Genomic DNA, 19,959 nt, shown 5'->3' with positions numbered 1-19,959 from the left:
TTCGTGTTCAAAACTATTTCTGTCATCGGTTTAGGTTATATCGGGTTACCTACCGCGGCCGTTTTCGCTTCGCGCAAAATTAACGTAATCGGTGTCGATGTTAATAAAAAGGCTGTAGAAACAATCAACAAAGGAGAAATCCATATTGTCGAACCCGATCTCGACATGGTAGTACACGCAGCGGTGACCGAAGGCTATCTGCGCGCCACTATTACTCCCGAGGCCGCCGACGCTTTTTTGATTGCTGTGCCCACTCCCTTCAAGGAGGGTCATGAGCCTGACCTTTCCTATATCGAATCCGCCTGTAAGGCTATTGCGCCAGTTTTAAAAGTTGGCGATTTGGTTATTCTGGAGTCCACTTCACCGGTGGGAGCTACTGAACAGATGTCCAAGTGGCTTGCTGAGATTCGAGATGACCTGACGTTTCCCCAGACCCATGGAGAGGGTTCAGATATAAGGATTGCTCACTGCCCTGAGCGCGTGCTGCCAGGCCATGTGCTACGGGAGTTGGTGCAGAATGACCGTGTCATTGGTGGCATGACGCCCAAATGCTCGGACGCCGCCGTTAGCCTTTATAAGCTGTTTGTAGAAGGCGAGTGCATCATCACGAACTCACGTACGGCGGAAATGTGCAAGCTTACGGAGAATAGTTTCCGTGATGTGAACATCGCTTTTGCCAACGAACTTTCAATAATTGCTGATCATCAGGGTATCAATGTCTGGGAGCTGATCAAGTTAGCTAACAGGCATCCGCGCGTCAATATTCTTCAGCCAGGGCCGGGGGTAGGCGGACACTGTATTGCAGTGGATCCATGGTTCATTGTGAGCAGTGCGCCACAGCACGCTAAACTCATCCGTTGCGCCCGTGAAGTAAACGATAGTAAGCCTGAGTGGGTGGTCAGCAAAGTTCAGGTGGCGGTCGCGGAGTATTTGCAAGCCAACCCACAACTCACTGCCAGGGATGTGACCATTGCGTGCTTTGGTTTGGCCTTCAAACCAGATATTGACGACCTGCGCGAGAGTCCCTCTGTGGGCATTACGCTAAAGATTTCACAGCAACATCCTGGTCAGGTCTTTGCGGTTGAGCCTCATATAAGCGAGTTGCCAGAGGTACTGAAGGGCTACGTAGCTTACCGTACTGTTGAAGACGCCCTCAAAGAAGCAAACATTATCGTGTTGCTGGTCGATCATAAATTTTTCAAGCAAATTTCTGTCAGCCAATTATCTGAGCATAGAGTTATTGATACTCGTGGTATATGGCAGGCGCAATTTTGACGAGTGTTGAAGGAAGCTTTATTAACGGGTTTTTACCATCGCTGACTGAGAAAGATGCAACTAATGAGAAAATCTGCGAGATATAATTTTGCTACGTAGAAACCTGGTTAATATTTTTTCGCTCGCCTCTGTGCAGGGCGCGAATGCACTTCTGCCCATTTTGATATTTCCCTATGTCCTACACATGTTTGGCGCAGAGAAATATACAAGCTTGGTGGTGGGGGAAGCAATCAGTCTAATTGTGCTTGCGGTCGTTATTTACAGCTATGAAATTAATGGCGTTTCGAAAGTAGTAAATTGCCTAAAGTCTGATGGATTGACCAGCGCTTCGGCAGTGTTTAGCGAGGTATTTTGTTGCCGACTTTTTATTTGGGTGATATGTCTTATTATCGTGCTGGGCGCTGGTGCTTTCATACAGCCTGAGCTATTCCTCGCCCTGTTATGCTGGATGTTGGTGCCATTAGCCTACGTATTTCAATCGGCTTATTTTTTTCAGGCTCTAGAGAAAAATTTACCCGTTGCGATTTTTACGGTAATTAGCCGTGTGGTCTGTTGTTTAATAGTGTTTTTTTGGCTAAAGCCTATACATCCATTTTTTTTATTGCCGCTGATTGTCGGGGGCGGGTATTTGGTAGGCGGTGTGTGTGCCTGGATTTATCTAGTGTCTGTGGCAGGTGTCAAGTTTAAGCGAATATCTTGGATCTGCTTACGCGATAGCTTACAGGAAGGGAAGGAAATATTTTTCGGAAACTTTGCTGTGGTTCTTTTTCGAGATTCAAATGTTCTTATTCTGAGCTTTTTTGGAATTAGTGCAGCAACTATCTCTAGCTACTCTGTTGTTGAAAAATTTATTAAGGCGTTTCAGGCGATAGTAAGACCCTTGAATCAGTTCTTCTTTCCGAGGGTTATTCATGCTGTTCACGGGCGCCTTGGTCCAGACAGAGTAGCGCTATCGAGAATATCCCGTTTGACCTATTTGCAATTGGTTGTACTGTTTTGTATTTTGCTTTGTTTTATAGGCCTTTGGGCTGGCTTAAAAGATCGTGTCGAGTTTTTGGCCAGCTATCCAAACAAAACGCTTATGCAGAGCTTATTTATATTTATGTCTATAGGCGTGTTCTTCGGTATTTCGAATTTTATGTTTGGCACTGCCGGCCTGAACGCACTCGGCGCTAAAAATTATCTAGCAAAGTCTTTGGTGTGTACTGGAGTAGTCACCTTGGCACTGTGTGTTATATCGACTAAAGTCATAGGGGTATATGGTGCTGCCGGTAGTTTTGTGTTTGGTGAAGTGATGCTTTTTACCTTGATCATGCACAGATATTTCAGAGGAAATTAGGCGGGCTAAGAAAATAAAGACATTCGTAGTGCGGAAAGGTATTGACGCTTATCCCCATGAGTCTAACTTTTAGATTATTTTTATTATGGAGCTCGTTATGAGTAACAGGCAGTATCAGATTTGTACAAGTTGTGTGATGGATACATCGGACGAGAATATTACGTTCGATGAAAAGGGTGTATGCGATCACTGTACTGGCTTCTATCGTGATCTTTTGCCCCACTGGGATACAGGCGCAAAAGGCCGTCAGCAGATCACCGAGATTTTTGAGAAAATTAAGCGTGATAGCAAAGGAAAGCCATTTGACTGCATCATGGGCATGAGCGGGGGGCTAGACAGTTCCTATTTGCTTCACATCGCGGTCAAGGAGTTTGGTCTGCGTCCGTTGGTCTTCCACGTGGACGGTGGCTGGAACTCACAGTTAGCGGTGCATAATATTGAAGTGATTGTTGAAAAGCTCGGGCTCGATCTATACACAGAAGTAATTAACTGGGAAGAGATGAAAGACTTTCAGCGCGCCTTCTTCAAGGCGTCTGTCCCACATATCGATATCCCCCAAGATCACGCGTTCATTGCCACGCTATACAAATTTGCAAACAAACACGGTATAAAATACATCCTTAATGGCGGAAATTTTTCAACGGAGTGCGTTCGTAATCCGTTGGAGTGGATGTATTATGGCACGGATATGTGGCAGCTGAAGGATATTCACGGCCAGTTTGGCGAGCGACCTCTCAAGGATTATCCGTTAAGCAGCATATGGTTTCATAAAGTCTACCTCCGCTTTATAAAAGGTGTGAAAGTTGTCAAGCCACTAAATTATGTGCCGTATATCCGTGCCGAGGCAATTAAGACGTTGACTGAAGAGTACGGTTGGAAAAGTTACCCTCGAAAACATGATGAGTCTCGCTTTACAAAGTTTTATGAAGGCTATTGGTTGCCCAAGAAATTTGGCTACGATACTCGAAGAATCCAGTACTCAAGCTTAATTCTGACAAAGCAAATGACTCGCGAAGAGGCCTTGGACAAGCTTGCGTTGCCTGCGCACGACCCAGAAACAATTGAGCAGGATTTTGAATATGTTGCCAACAAGCTGGATATGACTGTCGCAGAATTACAACGACTTATGGAGTTGCCAAATAAATCCTATCGTGATTATAGGTCTCAACGATATTTATTTGAGTTGGGGGCTAAGGTGATGCGTCTTTTGGGAATGGAGAGGGCTATCAAAAGATGATAACAGTCGTTGATTACGGTATTGGTAATATTCTATCGTTTATGAATCTTTATAAGCGATTAAATATAAAGTGCCAGGTCGCCACTACGGCTCGAGACTTTGAGGGGGCGACTAAGATTATCCTTCCTGGTGTCGGGTCGTTTGATCATGCGATGGACAGTTTGAACGCTTCAGGGATGCGCGAAACTCTGGACGAATTGGTAGTGGAGAATAAGCTGCCGGTGCTTGGTATCTGCGTTGGAATGCAAATGCTCGCAGATGGCAGCGACGAAGGGCAGCGTGCTGGCTTGGGTTGGGTTCCGGGGCGTGTTAAAAAGTTTGATCTGAGTAGGGTTAAACAACTGCCTCATATGGGTTGGAATGATGTGGAACCGATTGCCAATGTCGGGATTTTCAATGATTTCCATACAATACCGCGATTCTATTTTCTTCACTCTTACTACTACGAATGCGCTAAACAAGAGCATATTCTTGCCAGTACTCATTACGGCGACGACTTCACCTGTGCCGTAACCAATGGTAATGTTTACGGGGTTCAGTTCCACCCTGAAAAGAGCCACCAATCCGGTATGAGCTTGCTTAAGAACTTTGCGGAGTTGTAAGTTATGTTGCGACCTAGAATTATTCCTTGCCTGCTGATTCGTGGTAAAGGTTTGGTTAAAACCGTGAAGTTTAAAGACTCCAAGTACATTGGAGATCCACTCAATGCAGTAAAAATTTTCAATGAGAAGGAAGTGGATGAGCTCATTGTATTGGATATTGACGCTACTGCGGAGGGACGTGAGCCAGATTACGCCTTGATTCAAAAAATGGCGATGGAGTGCCGGATGCCATTTTGCTATGGGGGGGGGATTTCAACTGCTGCTCAAGCCAAGAAGATCATTGGCCTGGGTGTAGAAAAAGTAGCGATTAGTTCAGCAGCGGTAAATGACCCATCGTTAGTGAGTCAAATTGCCGAGGAAATAGGTAGCCAGAGTGTCGTCGTTGTTTTGGACGTCAAGAAAAAATTGTTCGGAGGGCGCTATGAAGTTTGGGTACATAACGGTAAGAAAAATACCGGGAAATGCCCGATAGATCTTTCAAAGCAATTACAAGATTTAGGTGTCGGCGAAATAGTTATAAATTCGATCGACTGCGATGGTGTGATGAAGGGGTATAACCTTGATATTACCGATAAAGTTTATAATGAGGTTCATGTCCCTATAACGGTGCTTGGTGGAGCAGGCTCGTTGGAACATGTAGGTCAATTAATTAATAAATTTGGGATTGTCGGAGCTGCTGTCGGTAGTTTATTCGTGTTCAAAGGTGTTTATAAGGCGGTGCTTATAAATTATCCAGCACCTGCGGAAAAGGATGAACTGTTGAGGCGTTATTTTGTGACCTAATAGGCTAGGAGCTTGCTAGCCGTGCGGTTTGGGCCGTGTTACAAATTTATTATGATGAGCTGTGTGAGTAGGGTGCTATGAAAGTCGCGATAGTTTGTATCTGTTACAATGCATATGACCACTTGCTGAAGTACGCACGTTCTTTAGAACTCGCGCTGTCAGGGTGTGCTGGCGTGTCATTTACATTTGTGGTAGTGGATAATTCGACTGCACCTACGGATGATCAAGCGTTACAGGCAATTGCCGAGATGGATTTTGATTTTCGTTATCTTAAGTCGCCGAATGTGGGTTACTTTCCTGCTTTTACCAGAGGGGTCGAGCTGCTGTCGTCCCCTAAAGATTTCGATTGCGTAGTCATATCTAATGTTGATTTGAGTGTGAGCTCTGATTTTTTTGCTTCCCTTCAGCAGAGCTTGGGTGGGATTGACAAAAATATCGGTATTGTTGCACCCGCCATTATGTCCATTGGGCGAGGGGCCGATCTTAATCCGAAAACGATACACAGACCGACGCGTTTTGCATTGCAAAAAAATATTTTCATCTTTAAAAGAATTTGGCTATTTAAACTTTATCGAAAGTTGTCGGATCTCAAAGCCAAGCGCCCGTTTATTAGTTATCCGCCAGGGCTGAATTTTTATTCGCCGCACGGTTCTTTTATTATCTTTACACGACAATATTTTTTAAGTGGAGCTTTGTACAATTATCCGCAATTCTTATTTGGGGAAGAAGATTTTGTTGCGGAAGAGTGCCGGCGAGTAGGGCTGCAGGTTAATTATCAGCCCTCGGTGAAAATCTTTGATGACGATCACGGCTCTACCTCTCGCGAGAAACTCAGCTTCATTGCGAGTGAACACGTCAAATCTCTTAAGTACATTGTCGACACTTATCATTCTTAATTCGGTGATTTATGAAGCAGATTTTGCAAGATATGGCTAAAGGCGGTACCAGTATTGCTGAAGCCCCTGCGCCTCGGGCGTCTCGTGGAAGTATTGTTATCAACACCCGTGTTTCCCTAATCTCTGCTGGCACCGAGCGTATGCTGGTGGGGTTTGGTAAAGCGTCCTATCTGGAAAAGGCACGCCAGCAGCCGGATAAGGTAAAAATGGTGTTGGAAAAGGTCCGTACCGACGGATTGATGACGACTATCGATGCTGTGCAGTCCAAGCTGTCGCAACCGCTTGCCCTCGGTTACAGCAATGTCGGTGTTGTTGCTGAGCTTGGTTCCGATGTCGAAGGCTTCAAGGTAGGAGACCGAGTTGTTTCCAATGGTGCTCATGCTGATGTGGTGAAAGTACCGAAAAATCTCTGCGCACTGATTCCGGACGAAGTTTCGGATGCTGACGCAGCGTTTGTCGTGGTGGCGAGCATCGGCCTACAAGGTATTCGACTGGCCAAACCGACATTGGGCGAGTCGTTTGTTGTGACTGGTGCAGGACTGATTGGCCTTTTAACAGTTCAGCTTTTACGTGCTCATGGTTGCCGGGTCCTGGCGGTTGATTTCGACGAGTCAAAGCTTGAACTCGCTCGGCAGTTTGGAGCGGTGACATGCAACCCTAGTAAAGGCGAAGATCCGGTAGCCGCTGGAATGGCGTTCAGCCGAGGCCAAGGCGTGGACGGGGTCATTATCACGGCGTCTACCAAAGTCAGCGATCCGGTTACTCATGCCGCCAGGATGTCCCGCAAACGCGGACGTATTGTTATGGTCGGAGTTACTGGCCTAGAGCTAAACCGCGCAGATTTTTATGAGAAAGAACTGACATTCCAAGTTTCTTGCTCTTACGGTCCCGGCCGTTATGACACGGCCTACGAGGAGAAGGGCCAAGATTATCCTATCGGCTTTGTGCGTTGGACGGAGCAGCGCAACTTTGAAGCGGTACTCGATATGCTTGCATCTGGTCAGCTTAATGTTAAGCCGCTCATCACGCATCGTTTTGCCTTCGAACAGGCTTCTGAAGCTTATCAGGCGCTGACCGATGACAGGTCAGGCCTTGGCATCGTTCTGGATTACACCTCGGACGTCTCCGTACGTGGTATTAAAGAGGTTGCTCTGAACGATACCGCTGTGTTCACCACGCAGTCCCCTGTGATGGCATTTATAGGGGCGGGCAATTATGCTTCTCGCGTTCTGATACCCGCCTTCAAAGCTGCCGGTGCTCAATTCCATACGATCGTGACTGCAGGTGGTATTAGCGGAACGGTCCACGGAAAAAAGAGCGGATTTGCCAAAGCATCTACTGATTTTGACGCCGCTCTTGCAGACGCGCAAATCAATACGGTTGCGATCGTTACTCGTCACGATAGCCATGCGCGGTTTGTTTCAGAGTCTTTGGCTGCTGGCAAACATGTCTTTGTAGAAAAGCCTCTGGCCATATCCCACGCCGAACTCGATCAAGTGCGACAGGCTTATTCAGCGTCCCGGGGTGATGGCACCGCTCCTCAGTTGATGGTTGGATTTAATCGTCGGTTCTCACCACAAGTGGTCAAGATGAAGGCGCTTCTTGAATCCACAAAGGAACCCAAGACCTTTCTGTTGACGATGAATGCCGGCGCGATTCCGTCTAGCCACTGGACCCAAGACAATGCAGTAGGTGGCGGCCGGATTATTGGTGAGGCGTGCCATTTTGTTGATTTGATGCGCTTTCTGGCGGGGAGCAAGATCGTCTCTCTTCAAGCTCGTCGAATGGGAAATGCCCCGGGTATTGATATTGTGGAAGACAGAGCTTCAATTACCTTGGGGTTCGAAGATGGCTCCTTCGGTACGATTATCTATACGGCTAACGGTGCGTCTAGTTTCCCGAAGGAGCGAGTGGAAGTATTCGTTGCCGGTAGAGTGCTTCAGTTGGATAACTTCCGTAAGCTCAAGGGCTACGGTTGGCCTGGGTTCAAGAAGCTTAATTTGTGGAAGCAGGATAAGGGGCAGCACCAATGTGCAGCTCAGTTCATAGGAGGCATAAAGCGTGGCCAGCCAGCCATTCCTGCTGACGAGATTTTTGAGGTCGCTCAAGTGACTATCGAAATTGCTGAAATACTGCGCGCTCAATGACAAGGTTTTTTGTTAAGCCATTGACTGCTTGGTCCCTGGGGGCGGCGAATCTGTTTCGGGTGTTGATATACCGATTGGGCTTGAAGCTGAATCTGAACCCCATCTTCAGGCTCAAAGGTAAAATACCCAAAGGGGAATTTTTTTTGCCCCCCAGTGCGTTTTCCAGAAATTTGATTTCCAGCGATAGTTGGCTTGAAAAGGGGCTCTTGTTCGGCCATCTATCTTATCCGTTGAGGGAGGTGCCGCCTAATTGGCACCAAAATCCGCTCACTGGCGAAGTCATGCAAGGTATGGAGCGTAACTGGTGGCAAATTCCTGATTTTGACCCTCTTGTCGGTGATGTAAAGCTAATATGGGACGCTTCACGTTTTGACTGGGTTTTGTCTTTTGCGCAGAGAGTCAAACACGGCGACCTCGCACTCCTGGAAAGGCTGAACATATGGTTAGCAGATTGGTGTGAAAAAAATCCTCCTTATTGTGGCGCTAACTGGAAGTGTGGTCAGGAGGCATCAATCCGTGTCATGCACCTGGCAATGGCTATTGTCATTATTGACTCGCCGGCAGGTGTATCCCAAACTCTTCTTGAGTTGGTCAAGTTACATTTGAATCGGATTGCGCCAACCCTCAGCTACGCGATCGCTCAAGACAATAACCATGGTACTTCCGAGGCTGCTGCCCTTTATATTGGAGGCAGCTTGTTGGCTCGCTTCGGGGTAGAGAACGGTGCGAAATGGCAGCGCCTAGGACGTCGTTGGCTAGAAAATCGTGCATCCAGATTGATAGGGCGCGATGGTAGTTTTAGTCAGTATTCTGTGACCTATCACCGCGTATTGCTTGATACTTTTTGTATGGTTGAGGTTTGGCGACGTCGTACTAACGATGCAGCGTTTTCACGTGCATGGTACTCGCGTACTGCTCTGGCCTCGGAGTGGTTGCGCACGATGACGCGAGGTGAAAATGGCGATGCTCCCAATCTTGGCGCCAACGATGGCGCGCGTTTGCTTCCTTTGACAGAAACGGATTACCGCGATTTCAGACCGACAGTGCAGATGGCCAGTTGTCTGTTTCAGGGGTTGAGGGCCTATCCGTCTGGGGTATGGGATTATCAGTTACGCTGGCTTGGCCTGGAAGAGGCCGAGCAGGAGGCGACTATCCCGCAGAGTAGAACCTTCGATGATGGTGGTTTTGCCGTGCTTCTGGCGGGTGAGGCAATGGCAGTGATGCGTTACCCACGGTTTCGCTTCCGGCCCAGCCAGGCTGATGCGTTGCATGTGGACTTATGGCTTGGAGGGACTAATCTGCTCCGTGACGCTGGCAGCTATTCCTACAATACCAATGCGCCGTGGCAGGAGTATTTTCCGGGCACGCATGCTCATAATACAGTGCAGTTTGATGGGCGTGACCAGATGCCTAGGATAAGTCGTTTCCTTTTCGGCAGATGGCTGAAGACCCATTCGCTGCGACCGTTAGAAACCACGCATGGAAGTGTCAGCTTTTCCGCGGGGTATAAAGATGGTGAAAAGGCAACTCATCTAAGATCGGTAGAGCTGAACGCTGATCATCTCAAAGTCGTCGATGAAGTCAGTGGCTTTAAGACCTCGGCTGTCCTTCGCTGGCGCTTGGCGCCCGGAGTCTGGTGGAATGAGGGCTGTTCTTTTACAAACGGAGATCACCGCATTTCAGTCAGTGCATCTGTTGCAATTGAGCGTTTAGAAATTGTTGAGGGCTGGGAGTCCCGCTATTACCTGGAAAAGGTAAAATCCCCGATTCTTGAGCTGGAAGTTACTCAGCCAGGATCTTTCACTACGGAGTACCGCTGGGGTCTATGAAGATTATTTATTTCCACCAACATTTTTCCACCCCCAAGGGGGCAGTTGGTATTCGCTCTTATGAAATGGCCCGCCGACTCATTGCTCGAGGTCATGACGTAACTATTGTTTGTGGCAGTTACGGTGGTGGCGATACCGGGTTGAAAAGTACTTTTGTAAATCGAATTCGCCGTGGAACGGTCGATGGAATAAATATTATTGAATTGGACCTTGCGTACTCCAATAGCGACGGACTATTAAGGCGTGCCACCACTTTCTTGCAGTTTGCGCTATCGAGTATAAAGATCGCGTTGGTCGAGCCTTATGATCTGATCTTTGCTACAACCACACCATTGACTGCCGGGATCCCTGGTATTTTTGCTCGTTGGTTAAGGGGCAAGAAGTTTGTTTTTGAGGTTCGTGATCTTTGGCCGGAATTGCCAAAGGCAATGGGCGTAATTCGCAGTCCTTTTTTGCTTGGCGCGCTTTCTTTTCTTGAGTGGGCTAGTTATCGATCAGCGCATCGAATAATAGGTCTTTCGCCAGGAATTGTTGAGGGTATTGTTCATCGTGGAGTGGACCCCTCTCGTATCGCGCTGATACCTAATGGTTGTGACCTTGATATTTTCAGCGAGGCTGTGCTGCCCTGGAGGCCTGCGGATATTGCCGAGACCGATTGTCTAGCACTGTTTGCTGGCACGCACGGACTAGCAAATGGCCTCGATTCGGTCTTAGATGCGGCGAAGGAGTTGAAACGCCGCGATCGCGTAGATATTAAATTTCTTTTAATCGGCCAAGGAAAACTGAAGCCAATGCTGCAGGAAAGGGTTCTTAAAGAAGGGCTGGAAAACGTTGTATTTCATGAACCGGTTAACAAGGAAAAACTATCCGGTTTGATGGCCAGCACTGACTTAGGTCTCCAGATATTAGCCAATGTGCCCGCGTTCTATTATGGAACATCACCGAATAAGTTTTTCGATTATATCGCTGCGGGTCTTCCTGTTTTGAATAATTACCCAGGATGGCTGGCGGGTATGATAGAGCAAAATAACTGCGGTTACGTGGTTCCACCTAATGATTCTTCAGCGTTTGCGGATGCTTTAGAGTCAGCTGCAGACAGTAGAGACTTGTTGATAGAGATGGGATGTAATGCGCAAAAATTAGCCCGTGAAAAATTTGATCGAGCATTGCTTTCTAATCAGTTTGCAGATTGGATCGAAGGAACATAAAAAATGCTAAAGCGCTTATTTGATATCGTTGTGTCAGCCCTCGGGTTGCTCGTTCTTTCTCCCGTAATTGCATTTACTGCTTGGCGTATCCGCAAAAAGCTAGGTTCACCGGTACTTTTTCGCCAGACAAGGCCAGGCCTCAATGGAAAACCGTTTGAAATGGTCAAGTTTCGCACGATGCTCGATGCGTTTCATCCGGACGGCACACCATTGCCCGATGCCCAGAGAATGACGTCTTACGGTGCATTTCTTCGATCGAGTAGTCTGGACGAATTGCCAGAGTTGATAAATGTCTTGAGAGGTGAGATGAGCCTTGTGGGACCGAGACCTCTCCTGATGGAGTATCTGCCTTTGTATTCAAAGGAACAGTTTCGGCGTCATGAGGTAAAGCCTGGGGTGACGGGTTGGGCTCAAGTCAACGGGCGAAACGCGTTGAGTTGGGAAGAAAAGTTCAAGTTAGATATTTGGTATATCAACAATCGTTCTTTTCTGCTGGACTTGAAGATAATTCTCGCTACCGTGAAGAGGGTGCTTACTCGCGAAGGCGTAAGCGCCTCTGGTGAAGCAACCATGAGCAAATTCACAGGTAACAAATAGGTGATTAGACAAAACGGTCAGGTCGTCCATTGGCGATATGACTCCTATCCAAAGCATCAGCTTACGCGCTCCTGCGTGCGCTGCAGCAAGCAGACGAGCCCCTAGCGGTGTGGTCGTTGTCGCTTAAATTGTTGTGTCGGACTCCTGGTGGGGGAGAGGTTGCCCCAGAATGATGTTAATCTCTCAGCGACTTCGGCACTTCATATCATCACAACGTACTGCAGGGGCCGCCCCTTTCTACGGAAGGGCCAAAACCCAATAGTCTGAGTCGGACGCTCGACCACGGCCTCTTCAAATATTGCCCAGAGATTATTCAAATGCTCAATACACCTTTTTCTCCATGGCCATCTTTCACTGAAGATGAAGCGAACGCAGTGCGTGACGTTATATTGTCCAATAGAGTTAATTACTGGACGGGTGAAGAATGTCGCGGTTTTGAGCAAGAATTTGCCGCTTGGTGTGGCACCCGTCACGCCGTTGCTGTTGCAAATGGTACCGTCGCACTGGATCTTGCTTTGCACGCTTTGTCAGTCGGTGATGGTGACGAAGTCATCGTTACGTCGCGCACTTTTCTTGCCTCGGTATCAAGTGTTGTGCTTGCAGGGGCTACCCCGGTTTTCGTAGACGTTGATCGAGACTCCCAAAATATTACCGCCGATGGGATCGCCTCCGCTATTAGCTCACGCACCAAGGCGATCATTTGCGTCCACCTAGCCGGTTGGCCCTGTGACATGGATCCGATCATGCAACTGGCTGCCGAACACGGGCTCAAAGTCATAGAGGATTGTGCCCAAGCTCATGGTGCGCGCTATAAAGGGCGAGCAGTGGGGAGTATTGGGCATATTGGTGCGTGGTCTTTCTGTCAGGATAAGGTGATGACCACGGGCGGCGAAGGAGGGATGGTAACAACTGATGACCCCGACCTCTGGGCGTCGATGTGGGCGTATAAGGATCATGGCAAAGACTGGAAAACAGTGTACGAGCATCAGCACCCTCCGGGCTTTCGCTGGTTGCATGCCAGCTTCGGTACGAACTGGAGAATGCTGGAAGTACAAGCGGTGCTGGGAAGACTGCAACTGAAGAAGATGACAACTTGGAGCGAGGTCCGGGTGGCGAATGCGCGTAAAATCTGGAGTTGTGCCGAATCGTTCAAAGCATTGCGGGTTCCAAAAGTGCCTGCGGATTGTACTCATGCCGCGTACAAGTGTTATGTCTTTGTAGAACCGCAGTTTTTAAAAGAGGGATGGAACCGCGATAGGATTATTTCATCGCTCGTGGAGTTGGAGGTCCCTTGTTTTTCTGGTTCTTGCTCAGAAGTATATTTGGAAAAGGCATTCGATAATACGTCGTTTAGACCATCGGTTCGTCTGCCCATTGCCAAAGAGTTAGGCGAATGTAGTTTAATGTTTCTAGTACACCCGACACTGACTGAATCGAATATGCGAAAGACATGTGAGGCATTAACAGAGGTAATGCTTGAGGCAAGCCGTTAATACTGAATGCAGGTGTTTTTCATATGATTGCTCGGATGAGAGTGGAGTCAATGCTGGAAAGGGATATGGGTTAAATGGATAAGATACGCAATTTTTTGTTGAACCTACCGCGCAGGAAAAAACGAGCATTCCAGCTGCTGGCAGATGTGCTGCTTGTTTGGTTGGCGTTGTGGATGTCGTTTGTTGTCCGTCTCGGCGTTGATGATTTGATTAACCCTCTTCACGAGCATCTGTGGCTCTTTATCAGTGCGCCAGCTGTAGCGCTCCCTCTTTTTGTAAAATTTGGCATGTATCGCGCAGTGATGCGGTATTTTGGTAATGATGCTCTTATTGCAATTATCAAAGCGGTTACACTTTCATCTTTAGTGTTGGGTTTTATAATCTATTGTGTCGGCAGTCATCAGGGTGTTATTCCTCGTTCCATCATGTTCAACTATTGGTGGTTGAGCCTCGTTATGATAGGCGGCTTGAGGCTCGCCATGCGTCAATATTTCTTGGGCGACTGGTTTTCAGCATCTCAACATGTGCCTTTTGCTACTCGAGATGTCGGTATCCCTAAAGTAGCTATCTATGGGGCTGGGGCCGCAGGTAACCAGTTGGTCGCCGCTCTACGTATGGGTAGGTTGATGCGTCCAGTAGCGTTTATTGATGATGACCCTTCAATCACTAATAGTGTAATCGCTGGCTTGCAGGTCTTTACGCCTAAGAGCATTTTGCGCATGGTTGAACTAACGGGCGCTCAAGAAATATTACTAGCGATACCTTCATCCACACGTGCGCGCCGACGTGAAGTCCTAGATTATTTAGAATCTTTTCCTCTCCACGTAAGAAGCGTCCCCGGTTTTATGGATCTCGCCAGTGGGAGAGTCAAGGTTGATGATATTCAGGAAGTGGATATAGCTGACCTGCTCGGAAGAGATGCCGTTCCCGCACAAGAAGGGTTGCTTAAACATTGTATTAAAGGCATGAACGTACTCGTTACGGGTGCAGGAGGTTCAATAGGCTCAGAACTGTGTAGGCAGATTATTCAATTAAAACCTACGGTGTTATTGCTCTTTGAACACAGTGAGTTTAATTTGTATACTATTTTTTCCGAGTTGGAGCAACGTATAAAGCGGGAATCTCTGCCTATTAAGTTATTACCTATTCTTGGTTCCGTGCGCAATCAGGATAAACTCTATGATATTTTTAAATCGTGGAGCATTGATACGGTCTATCACGCGGCAGCCTATAAACACGTACCCATGGTCGAGCACAATATTGCTGAAGGTGTGATCAATAATGTCAATGGTACATTACATACTGCACAGGCTGCACTCTCGGCGGGTGTTTCAAATTTCGTATTAATTTCTACTGATAAAGCAGTAAGGCCTACCAATGTGATGGGTAGTACGAAGCGTCTTGCTGAGTTGGTTTTGCAGGCATTAAGTCGAGAGAAGGCTCCTGTGCTCTACGGCAATGGCGATAGCATTTCTACGATCAATAAAACGCGTTTTACAATGGTTAGGTTTGGCAATGTCCTTGGGTCGTCCGGCTCCGTTATTCCTCTATTCCATAAGCAGATTAAGTCCGGCGGCCCGGTAACCGTAACTCACCCAAAAATTACACGTTATTTCATGACTATCCCTGAGGCAGCCCAACTCGTCATTCAGGCAGGCTCAATGGGCGTTGGGGGCGATGTATTCGTATTGGATATGGGGGAGCCAGTAAAAATCGCGGAGCTGGCCAATAAAATGATCCATCTCTCTGGAATGAGTGTCCGTTCCGACTCAAATCCCCATGGGGATGTTGCTATTGAATTTACAGGCTTGCGACCCGGAGAGAAATTATACGAAGAATTGTTGATCGGTGAAAATGTTGCTGCGACCGACCACCCTATGATCATGAGCGCTACGGAAGATTATATTCCATGGGATCACTTAAAAGAGAAACTTGAGCAGCTCAACGCGGCAGTGTTGGCTGACGATTATAGTCGAGTGAGACAGTTGTTAAGGGAGTCAGTGAGTGGTTATTCACCCGACGGTGAGATAGTAGATTGGTTCTACCAGCAGCACCGTTTGGACTCTTGAGTACGTCGAGTCATCAATTGTGGAAAAGCTATAACCATCTCAGCTAGTAGTTTTTCGATAAGCAGAGACGGTGTTAAGGTTTTAAAGGAGCCAATCTGTCACTGGATTTAACAGTCTCTAGTGAGATTGGCTCGTTTAGGAGAAGTGTTTTATATTGGCTCTGCCATTTTGTGATTTAACTATAAGCTTGTCAATTGCCAGTATGGCGCTCAGCATGAAGAATAATGCAAATATGCTATTCCATATCATGATGCTAATAATGAATGAAGTGTATATGTAACCCCCCATGCATATGAAAAGTGCCACAGAAAATACTGGTTTTCTTCGCTTCAATAAGAAAATATAACAAATATTGAAAAGTGATCCGCTGAGCAGCATATACACTCCCGAGCCTATAATGCCGAAGTCCTGAATCAGGCCTCTGTAGATAGTGTAAATATTGCTTTGTATTATGTCTCTGTATCTAAAATATTCATCATAGTATCCATCAGGGACTACCGTGTTATCTCCGAAAAGTCGAAAAATTGCCATAAATGTCGAAAACCCCAATGTGGGGTCAGTTACAGGAGCATAGGTCTGACTGGCCACGCCGTATATATAAAAATCGAGCCAGTCAGAAAATGCATAAAGGTGGGCAAATGCATAGGAGCATATATAGTAAACTAGTTTGTCAATAATTTCGCTTGTGCTGGTTGTGTCGGAGCTTCGAGCTAAGAAGGAGAAGATTAAAATTGGTAATAACGTTATGGTTAAATAAATGACGGTTCTAGTGGTCTTGGAGTTTGTTAGGGATGTATCGAAATGATTAAGCCGTGTGATAATGATTCCTGAATAAAAAATTGCAGCACAAAGAAAAAGTGTACCCTTGTCAGCGTACATTACCATATATAAGACTGATGGTAAGAAACTAAAAATTAGGATTCTTAGTTTTCGTTTTTTTGACTCCAGTATAAGCCCCCCTAACGCTGCTCCGGTATAGTTTAGGACGACGCCGATTTGAGCAAATACGTTATGTTCGATCCCGCCCGAGTAGCGCAGGTCCAAATATTTCTTGGCGGTAGCAAGTGGTTCGCTAATGAATTCAGCTATCGATATACCTTGTATGCTTATGTTTAACGCAATGCAGATTACAACGGACGATTGCATGCTAAAGAACATTATAGATATGAATGTTCCACTGTAGATGTTTTGAACGCTGCGCTTGTTTTTCAGGTTCATTGCAAGTGCTTTTTTGTGCGAAGTCAGAAATGTGGGCGCTCCAAATAAGAAGACGCAAGATGCTATAAATAGTGTGCCCCATACGCTAACGGGGACTGTAAACATAATTACAAGAGGGCAGAATGTGAAAAAAAACCAGAATAGTGAAAATAATACCGCAGGAGTCGTCCAGGACTGTGTGTGCCTTTTTAGTGCTAGTGAATAAAAAAGAATGCCCAGGCTAACGAATATTGAGAATAATTTGTTGAGTAAGTCTATGGTTTCCATTTCTGCTCCTGACGATGATTTATATTTTTTAAACGGTATTGTTGAAGTGTTTTTCGAGTTGATGTCAGGTGTTGGTGTAGAGATTTTTAAGGCTTTAGATTTTGCTCGTCACAGGCCGGTTGAATTGAGGTGGCCAAAACTGTGATTGTTTTTTGGGTTGTGCGTCGATTAGCGTGATTTCCCAGTGCGGATATGCATATTCCCGCCAATACGTGCTAGGCCTAATGCTGAAGTGCCACTACTTGCATTGTTGAGATTTATGTTCTTGCATTCGTTTTTAATTGTCAATTTTCGCTCGACGTTTATTCTACAACACACTCTGTTACTCGCCCATATTTGACTCCCTTCAAACATCGCCTAACGTGGAAAAGCAGCTTCGGAAAAGCTGCTTTTCTCTTACGCATGTCATGGAGCGTCACAATGCAAAACACCTACCTCACCTCCCTAATCTTCGCTTTCCTCACCACTCTCTCCGTCACCACCACCGCAGCCCCGTCCATCAAGGCCGACGCAGCCACTCCTATCACCGCCCAGATGTCCATGGCTGAGCAGTCTGCGAAGGTCAATTTGAACGCTGCCGACGCCGAAACCCTGCGTCGCGACTTGTTCGGCATTGGTGCTGCCAAAGCCAAGGCGATCATTGCCTACCGCGAAAGCAATGGTCCGTTCACGGCGGTGGATGAGTTGTTGGAAGTGAAGGGGATTGGCAAGGCTTTGCTAGAGAAGAACCGCGGCAGGCTTGTAATCAACTAAGCCAATAAGGGGAGGCCGGTCACTGACCGGCTTTTTCAGTTTCTGAAACCTGGGTTTTCACGCTGGCCCGCACCACGTCCATGATTCGTCGCGCCAGTGCCTTGTCTTTAACACTTCGCGCCAGCACCAAAGCACCTACCAGCGTTGACATCATCACCAGGCCTTGTGCATCGGTCTTTCTATCGCCCAGGGCGGTTTCAATCTGCTGGATCCGAGCGTCGAGCACCGCATCTGTCGTCGCACTTTGCTGGCCTCTCAGCCCTAGCTCCGAAGACATGGTCGGCAATGGGCAGCCTTCAGCCGGCGAGTTCAGGTGCCACGCCGACAGGTAGCTATCAATAAACCCTTCCAGTGGCCGTTCCTGGCTGAAGAGCATTTCGCAATGGGCATCCAACTCGGCAGCTGCGGCCAGCAGCGCCTTTTCCACCAGCTCGCCCTTGGATTTGAAATGCGCGTAGAACCCGCCGTGCGTCAGGTCCAGCGCCCTCATCAGCGGCTGCAAGCCGGTGGCACCGATTCCGTCGCGGCGAAAGCGTACGGAGGCTTCCTTGATGATGCGTTGGTGGGTCTGGGCTTTATGGTCGGATGAATAACGCATAGGGCGGCCTCGGTGACAGGCGTCAAGGTTAACCCACTCGAAGCGTTTCACACACACACGGCCTAGGCGGTGGAATTGGCATGAAAAGTGATTACCTGTCTGTAGAGGATTGTTCAACAATCGTGAGGTAACCATGACGCTCAGCTTGTCTTTAGCCGACCAGATTGCGCTGGAGCTTCGTGACGACATTATCGGCGGGCGGCTGTTGCCGGGCATGCCGTTGGTCGAAGTGGAGCTGGTAAAAGCCTACAACGCTTCGCGCAACACGATCCGCGAAGCGCTGCACCGGCTGGGCCAGGAAGGGCTGACCCGTTATGTGCGCAACAAGGGCGTCATGGTCCGTCGGCTGGCACGAGAGGAAGTGCGTGATTTGTTTGTGGTCCGTCGCACCCTGGAGTTGCAGGCCATCGCCCAAAGCGGTCCTCTGGCTGAGGATCAATCCGCGCGTATGCAAAACGCCATTGACGCCACCACCCTGGCCCGTGAGCGCGAAGACTGGCGTGCGGTCGCGACTCACAGCCTGGTGTTTCACCAACAAATCGTCAGCTTGATGCGCAGTCCCTTGTTCGATGAGTTTTTTGCCCAGGTGATCGCCCAGCTACGCCTGGTGTTTTGCGCTGCGCCCGACGAGCAACGCTTCCAGTCGCCCTGGTTGGAGCGTGATCGCGAGATTTACACGTTATTGGTCCAGCAGGATAAACCAGCTGCAGGGGAGGCGATGAGCCTGTACCTGGATGATTCGGAACGCCTGTCGTTGGCCTTGTTCAACCACACCTGATTGAGGATTGCACCATGTACAAAGACTATCCGGCCGCTTACCAGGTCAGCAAAGGATCGGCGTTGCAGGTGGATACGGCGTTCTACGAGCGTATCCGTGATCGGGCTGACCAGCGCACGCTCGTTGAAAGCTTCGAGGTACCGATTCGCACGGGCAGGGCGTGGAAGGTGCCGGCCGGGCATGTGTTCCGGGTCACCACGCCGGTGGGGCCACAGGTGGGTGACTTCAATGTGTGGAACGCCAATGACCCACGTGAGCGTTTGTGGGCGGCGCGTACGCGCCAGTTGCAAGGCGCGCATGTCAGCACCCATGACCGCTTGTGGTCGAACCTGCCCTTTCTGCGGCCGTTGGTGACGATCACCGACGACAGCCTGGCCGGTTACAGTATCGATGAGCACGGCGGTCGCCTGCACGATTTACTCGGTACCCGTTGCGATCCCTATGTGAACCGCATGCTCACCGGTGAAGACTTCCATCACCATTGCCACTCGAACCTGACGCGCGCGGTTTTACCCCACGGCCTGACGGAATTCGACGTGCATGACGTGCTGAATATTTTCCAGTGCACGGGCCTCAATCACGACGATATGTACTTCATGAAAGCCTGCCCGGCACAAAAGGGCGACTACTTGGAGTTTTTTGCCGAAATTGATGTGTTGTGCGCGCTGTCGACGTGCCCGGGCGGGGATCTGTCGTTGCCGATGTGGGGGCCGGATGCACAGGATCCGCTGACGGTGTGCCGCCCGCTGGGGGTTGAGATCTATAAGCTGGAGGATGAGCTGCTGAAGGGCTGGAGCCAGCCTGAGCGTGCTGCCTACAAGGGGCAGCACGGTTTGCATATTGCCAAGGCGGCTTGGGAGTAACCCCAAG

At 48.2% G+C, this 19,959-nt stretch carries 18 protein-coding genes; 16 read left to right on the top strand and 2 right to left on the bottom strand.

Annotated features, from left to right (window positions below; translation table 11 throughout):
* Nucleotides 1-3: 3 nt before the first annotated feature.
* The 12 genes from wecC to QCBJ_RS11990 all read left to right on the top strand — a co-directional run bounded on the left by wecC (nucleotide 4) and on the right by QCBJ_RS11990 (nucleotide 15,475).
* On the top strand, nucleotides 4-1,275 hold the full coding sequence (wecC, locus tag QCBJ_RS12045; protein ID WP_102060891.1) for a UDP-N-acetyl-D-mannosamine dehydrogenase: 1,272 nt from the start codon (nucleotides 4-6) through the stop codon (nucleotides 1,273-1,275).
* An 88-nt stretch (nucleotides 1,276-1,363) separates the two neighbouring features.
* Nucleotides 1,364-2,614 carry an oligosaccharide flippase family protein gene (locus tag QCBJ_RS12040; protein WP_158242098.1) on the top strand — a complete coding sequence of 417 codons (1,251 nt, stop codon included), beginning with the start codon at nucleotides 1,364-1,366 and terminating at the stop codon, nucleotides 2,612-2,614.
* A 97-nt stretch (nucleotides 2,615-2,711) separates the two neighbouring features.
* Nucleotides 2,712-3,851, top strand: coding sequence for an N-acetyl sugar amidotransferase (locus QCBJ_RS12035; protein ID WP_164441104.1), 1,140 nt, complete (start codon nucleotides 2,712-2,714; stop codon nucleotides 3,849-3,851).
* Nucleotides 3,848-4,453 carry an imidazole glycerol phosphate synthase subunit HisH gene (hisH, locus tag QCBJ_RS12030; protein WP_102060888.1) on the top strand — a complete coding sequence of 202 codons (606 nt, stop codon included), beginning with the start codon at nucleotides 3,848-3,850 and terminating at the stop codon, nucleotides 4,451-4,453. Before QCBJ_RS12035 ends, hisH begins: the two co-directional genes overlap by 4 nt.
* A gap of 3 nt (nucleotides 4,454-4,456) precedes the next feature.
* Nucleotides 4,457-5,236, top strand: coding sequence for an AglZ/HisF2 family acetamidino modification protein (locus QCBJ_RS12025; protein ID WP_102060887.1), 780 nt, complete (start codon nucleotides 4,457-4,459; stop codon nucleotides 5,234-5,236).
* A 77-nt stretch (nucleotides 5,237-5,313) separates the two neighbouring features.
* Nucleotides 5,314-6,132, top strand: coding sequence for a glycosyltransferase family 2 protein (locus tag QCBJ_RS12020; protein WP_102060886.1), 819 nt, complete (start codon nucleotides 5,314-5,316; stop codon nucleotides 6,130-6,132).
* Nucleotides 6,133-6,143: 11 nt separating this feature from the next.
* On the top strand, nucleotides 6,144-8,279 hold the full coding sequence (locus QCBJ_RS12015; RefSeq protein ID WP_102060885.1) for a bi-domain-containing oxidoreductase: 2,136 nt from the start codon (nucleotides 6,144-6,146) through the stop codon (nucleotides 8,277-8,279).
* An 80-nt stretch (nucleotides 8,280-8,359) separates the two neighbouring features.
* Nucleotides 8,360-10,108, top strand: coding sequence for a heparinase II/III-family protein (locus QCBJ_RS12010; RefSeq protein WP_256581499.1), 1,749 nt, complete (start codon nucleotides 8,360-8,362; stop codon nucleotides 10,106-10,108).
* Nucleotides 10,105-11,316: a glycosyltransferase family 4 protein gene (locus tag QCBJ_RS12005; protein WP_102060883.1), complete on the top strand. Its 1,212-nt coding sequence runs from the start codon at nucleotides 10,105-10,107 to the stop codon at nucleotides 11,314-11,316. Before QCBJ_RS12010 ends, QCBJ_RS12005 begins: the two co-directional genes overlap by 4 nt.
* Before the next feature lie 3 nt (nucleotides 11,317-11,319).
* Nucleotides 11,320-11,913 carry a sugar transferase gene (locus QCBJ_RS30190; protein ID WP_102060882.1) on the top strand — a complete coding sequence of 198 codons (594 nt, stop codon included), beginning with the start codon at nucleotides 11,320-11,322 and terminating at the stop codon, nucleotides 11,911-11,913.
* Nucleotides 11,914-12,230: 317 nt separating this feature from the next.
* Nucleotides 12,231-13,406, top strand: coding sequence for a DegT/DnrJ/EryC1/StrS aminotransferase family protein (locus QCBJ_RS11995; protein ID WP_102060881.1), 1,176 nt, complete (start codon nucleotides 12,231-12,233; stop codon nucleotides 13,404-13,406).
* Between the two features lie 74 nt (nucleotides 13,407-13,480).
* Nucleotides 13,481-15,475 carry a nucleoside-diphosphate sugar epimerase/dehydratase gene (locus tag QCBJ_RS11990; RefSeq protein ID WP_102060880.1) on the top strand — a complete coding sequence of 665 codons (1,995 nt, stop codon included), beginning with the start codon at nucleotides 13,481-13,483 and terminating at the stop codon, nucleotides 15,473-15,475.
* Between the two features lie 135 nt (nucleotides 15,476-15,610).
* Here the strand turns inward: QCBJ_RS11990 and QCBJ_RS11985 are convergent, their stop codons facing one another.
* Nucleotides 15,611-16,960 (bottom strand): O-antigen polymerase, encoded by a 1,350-nt coding sequence (locus QCBJ_RS11985; RefSeq protein WP_102060879.1) that lies wholly within the window; start codon nucleotides 16,958-16,960, stop codon nucleotides 15,611-15,613.
* Between QCBJ_RS11985 and QCBJ_RS30130 the strand changes: the two genes are divergently transcribed.
* Nucleotides 16,950-17,105, top strand: coding sequence for a hypothetical protein (locus QCBJ_RS30130; protein ID WP_158242097.1), 156 nt, complete (start codon nucleotides 16,950-16,952; stop codon nucleotides 17,103-17,105). The genes QCBJ_RS11985 and QCBJ_RS30130 overlap by 11 nt on opposite strands.
* A gap of 275 nt (nucleotides 17,106-17,380) precedes the next feature.
* Nucleotides 17,381-17,713, top strand: coding sequence for a helix-hairpin-helix domain-containing protein (locus QCBJ_RS11980; protein WP_102060878.1), 333 nt, complete (start codon nucleotides 17,381-17,383; stop codon nucleotides 17,711-17,713).
* Nucleotides 17,714-17,732: 19 nt separating this feature from the next.
* Here QCBJ_RS11980 and QCBJ_RS11975 read toward each other — a convergent pair whose 3' ends face one another.
* Nucleotides 17,733-18,311 (bottom strand): TetR/AcrR family transcriptional regulator, encoded by a 579-nt coding sequence (locus tag QCBJ_RS11975; RefSeq protein ID WP_102060877.1) that lies wholly within the window; start codon nucleotides 18,309-18,311, stop codon nucleotides 17,733-17,735.
* A 133-nt stretch (nucleotides 18,312-18,444) separates the two neighbouring features.
* Between QCBJ_RS11975 and QCBJ_RS11970 the strand changes: the two genes are divergently transcribed.
* The gene (locus tag QCBJ_RS11970) at nucleotides 18,445-19,089 is read left to right on the top strand and encodes a GntR family transcriptional regulator (RefSeq protein ID WP_102060876.1); all 645 of its coding nucleotides are present in this window, start codon (nucleotides 18,445-18,447) and stop codon (nucleotides 19,087-19,089) included.
* A 14-nt stretch (nucleotides 19,090-19,103) separates the two neighbouring features.
* Entirely contained in the window at nucleotides 19,104-19,952 is an 849-nt protein-coding gene (locus QCBJ_RS11965) for a DUF1989 domain-containing protein (RefSeq protein WP_102060875.1), read from the top strand.
* The last annotated feature ends 7 nt before the right edge of the window (nucleotides 19,953-19,959 follow it).

Origin of the sequence: Pseudomonas sp. QC2 (assembly GCF_002859085.1) — a bacterium.
Classification (GTDB): Bacteria; Pseudomonadota; Gammaproteobacteria; order Pseudomonadales; family Pseudomonadaceae; genus Aquipseudomonas; species Aquipseudomonas petroselini.
The sequence above is the reverse complement of the archived record's forward strand: the minus strand, read 5'-3'. Positions and strand labels throughout refer to the sequence as shown.

Excerpts from the sequence above, each read along its gene's own strand:
- QCBJ_RS12005 (WP_102060883.1), top strand. The coding sequence starts at position 10,105 with ATGAAGATTATTTATTTCCACCAACATTTTTCCACCCCCAAGGGGGCA.
- QCBJ_RS11975 (WP_102060877.1), bottom strand. The coding sequence starts at position 18,311 with ATGCGTTATTCATCCGACCATAAAGCCCAGACCCACCAACGCATCATC.
- QCBJ_RS11995 (WP_102060881.1), top strand. The coding sequence starts at position 12,231 with ATGCTCAATACACCTTTTTCTCCATGGCCATCTTTCACTGAAGATGAA.
- QCBJ_RS12025 (WP_102060887.1), top strand. The coding sequence starts at position 4,457 with ATGTTGCGACCTAGAATTATTCCTTGCCTGCTGATTCGTGGTAAAGGT.
- hisH (WP_102060888.1), top strand. The coding sequence starts at position 3,848 with ATGATAACAGTCGTTGATTACGGTATTGGTAATATTCTATCGTTTATG.
- QCBJ_RS12035 (WP_164441104.1), top strand. The coding sequence starts at position 2,712 with ATGAGTAACAGGCAGTATCAGATTTGTACAAGTTGTGTGATGGATACA.
- QCBJ_RS11970 (WP_102060876.1), top strand. The coding sequence starts at position 18,445 with ATGACGCTCAGCTTGTCTTTAGCCGACCAGATTGCGCTGGAGCTTCGT.
- QCBJ_RS11990 (WP_102060880.1), top strand. The coding sequence starts at position 13,481 with ATGGATAAGATACGCAATTTTTTGTTGAACCTACCGCGCAGGAAAAAA.
- QCBJ_RS30130 (WP_158242097.1), top strand. The coding sequence starts at position 16,950 with ATGGTTTCCATTTCTGCTCCTGACGATGATTTATATTTTTTAAACGGT.
- QCBJ_RS30190 (WP_102060882.1), top strand. The coding sequence starts at position 11,320 with ATGCTAAAGCGCTTATTTGATATCGTTGTGTCAGCCCTCGGGTTGCTC.
- QCBJ_RS12015 (WP_102060885.1), top strand. The coding sequence starts at position 6,144 with ATGAAGCAGATTTTGCAAGATATGGCTAAAGGCGGTACCAGTATTGCT.
- QCBJ_RS11980 (WP_102060878.1), top strand. The coding sequence starts at position 17,381 with ATGCAAAACACCTACCTCACCTCCCTAATCTTCGCTTTCCTCACCACT.
- QCBJ_RS11965 (WP_102060875.1), top strand. The coding sequence starts at position 19,104 with ATGTACAAAGACTATCCGGCCGCTTACCAGGTCAGCAAAGGATCGGCG.
- QCBJ_RS11985 (WP_102060879.1), bottom strand. The coding sequence starts at position 16,960 with ATGGAAACCATAGACTTACTCAACAAATTATTCTCAATATTCGTTAGC.
- QCBJ_RS12020 (WP_102060886.1), top strand. The coding sequence starts at position 5,314 with ATGAAAGTCGCGATAGTTTGTATCTGTTACAATGCATATGACCACTTG.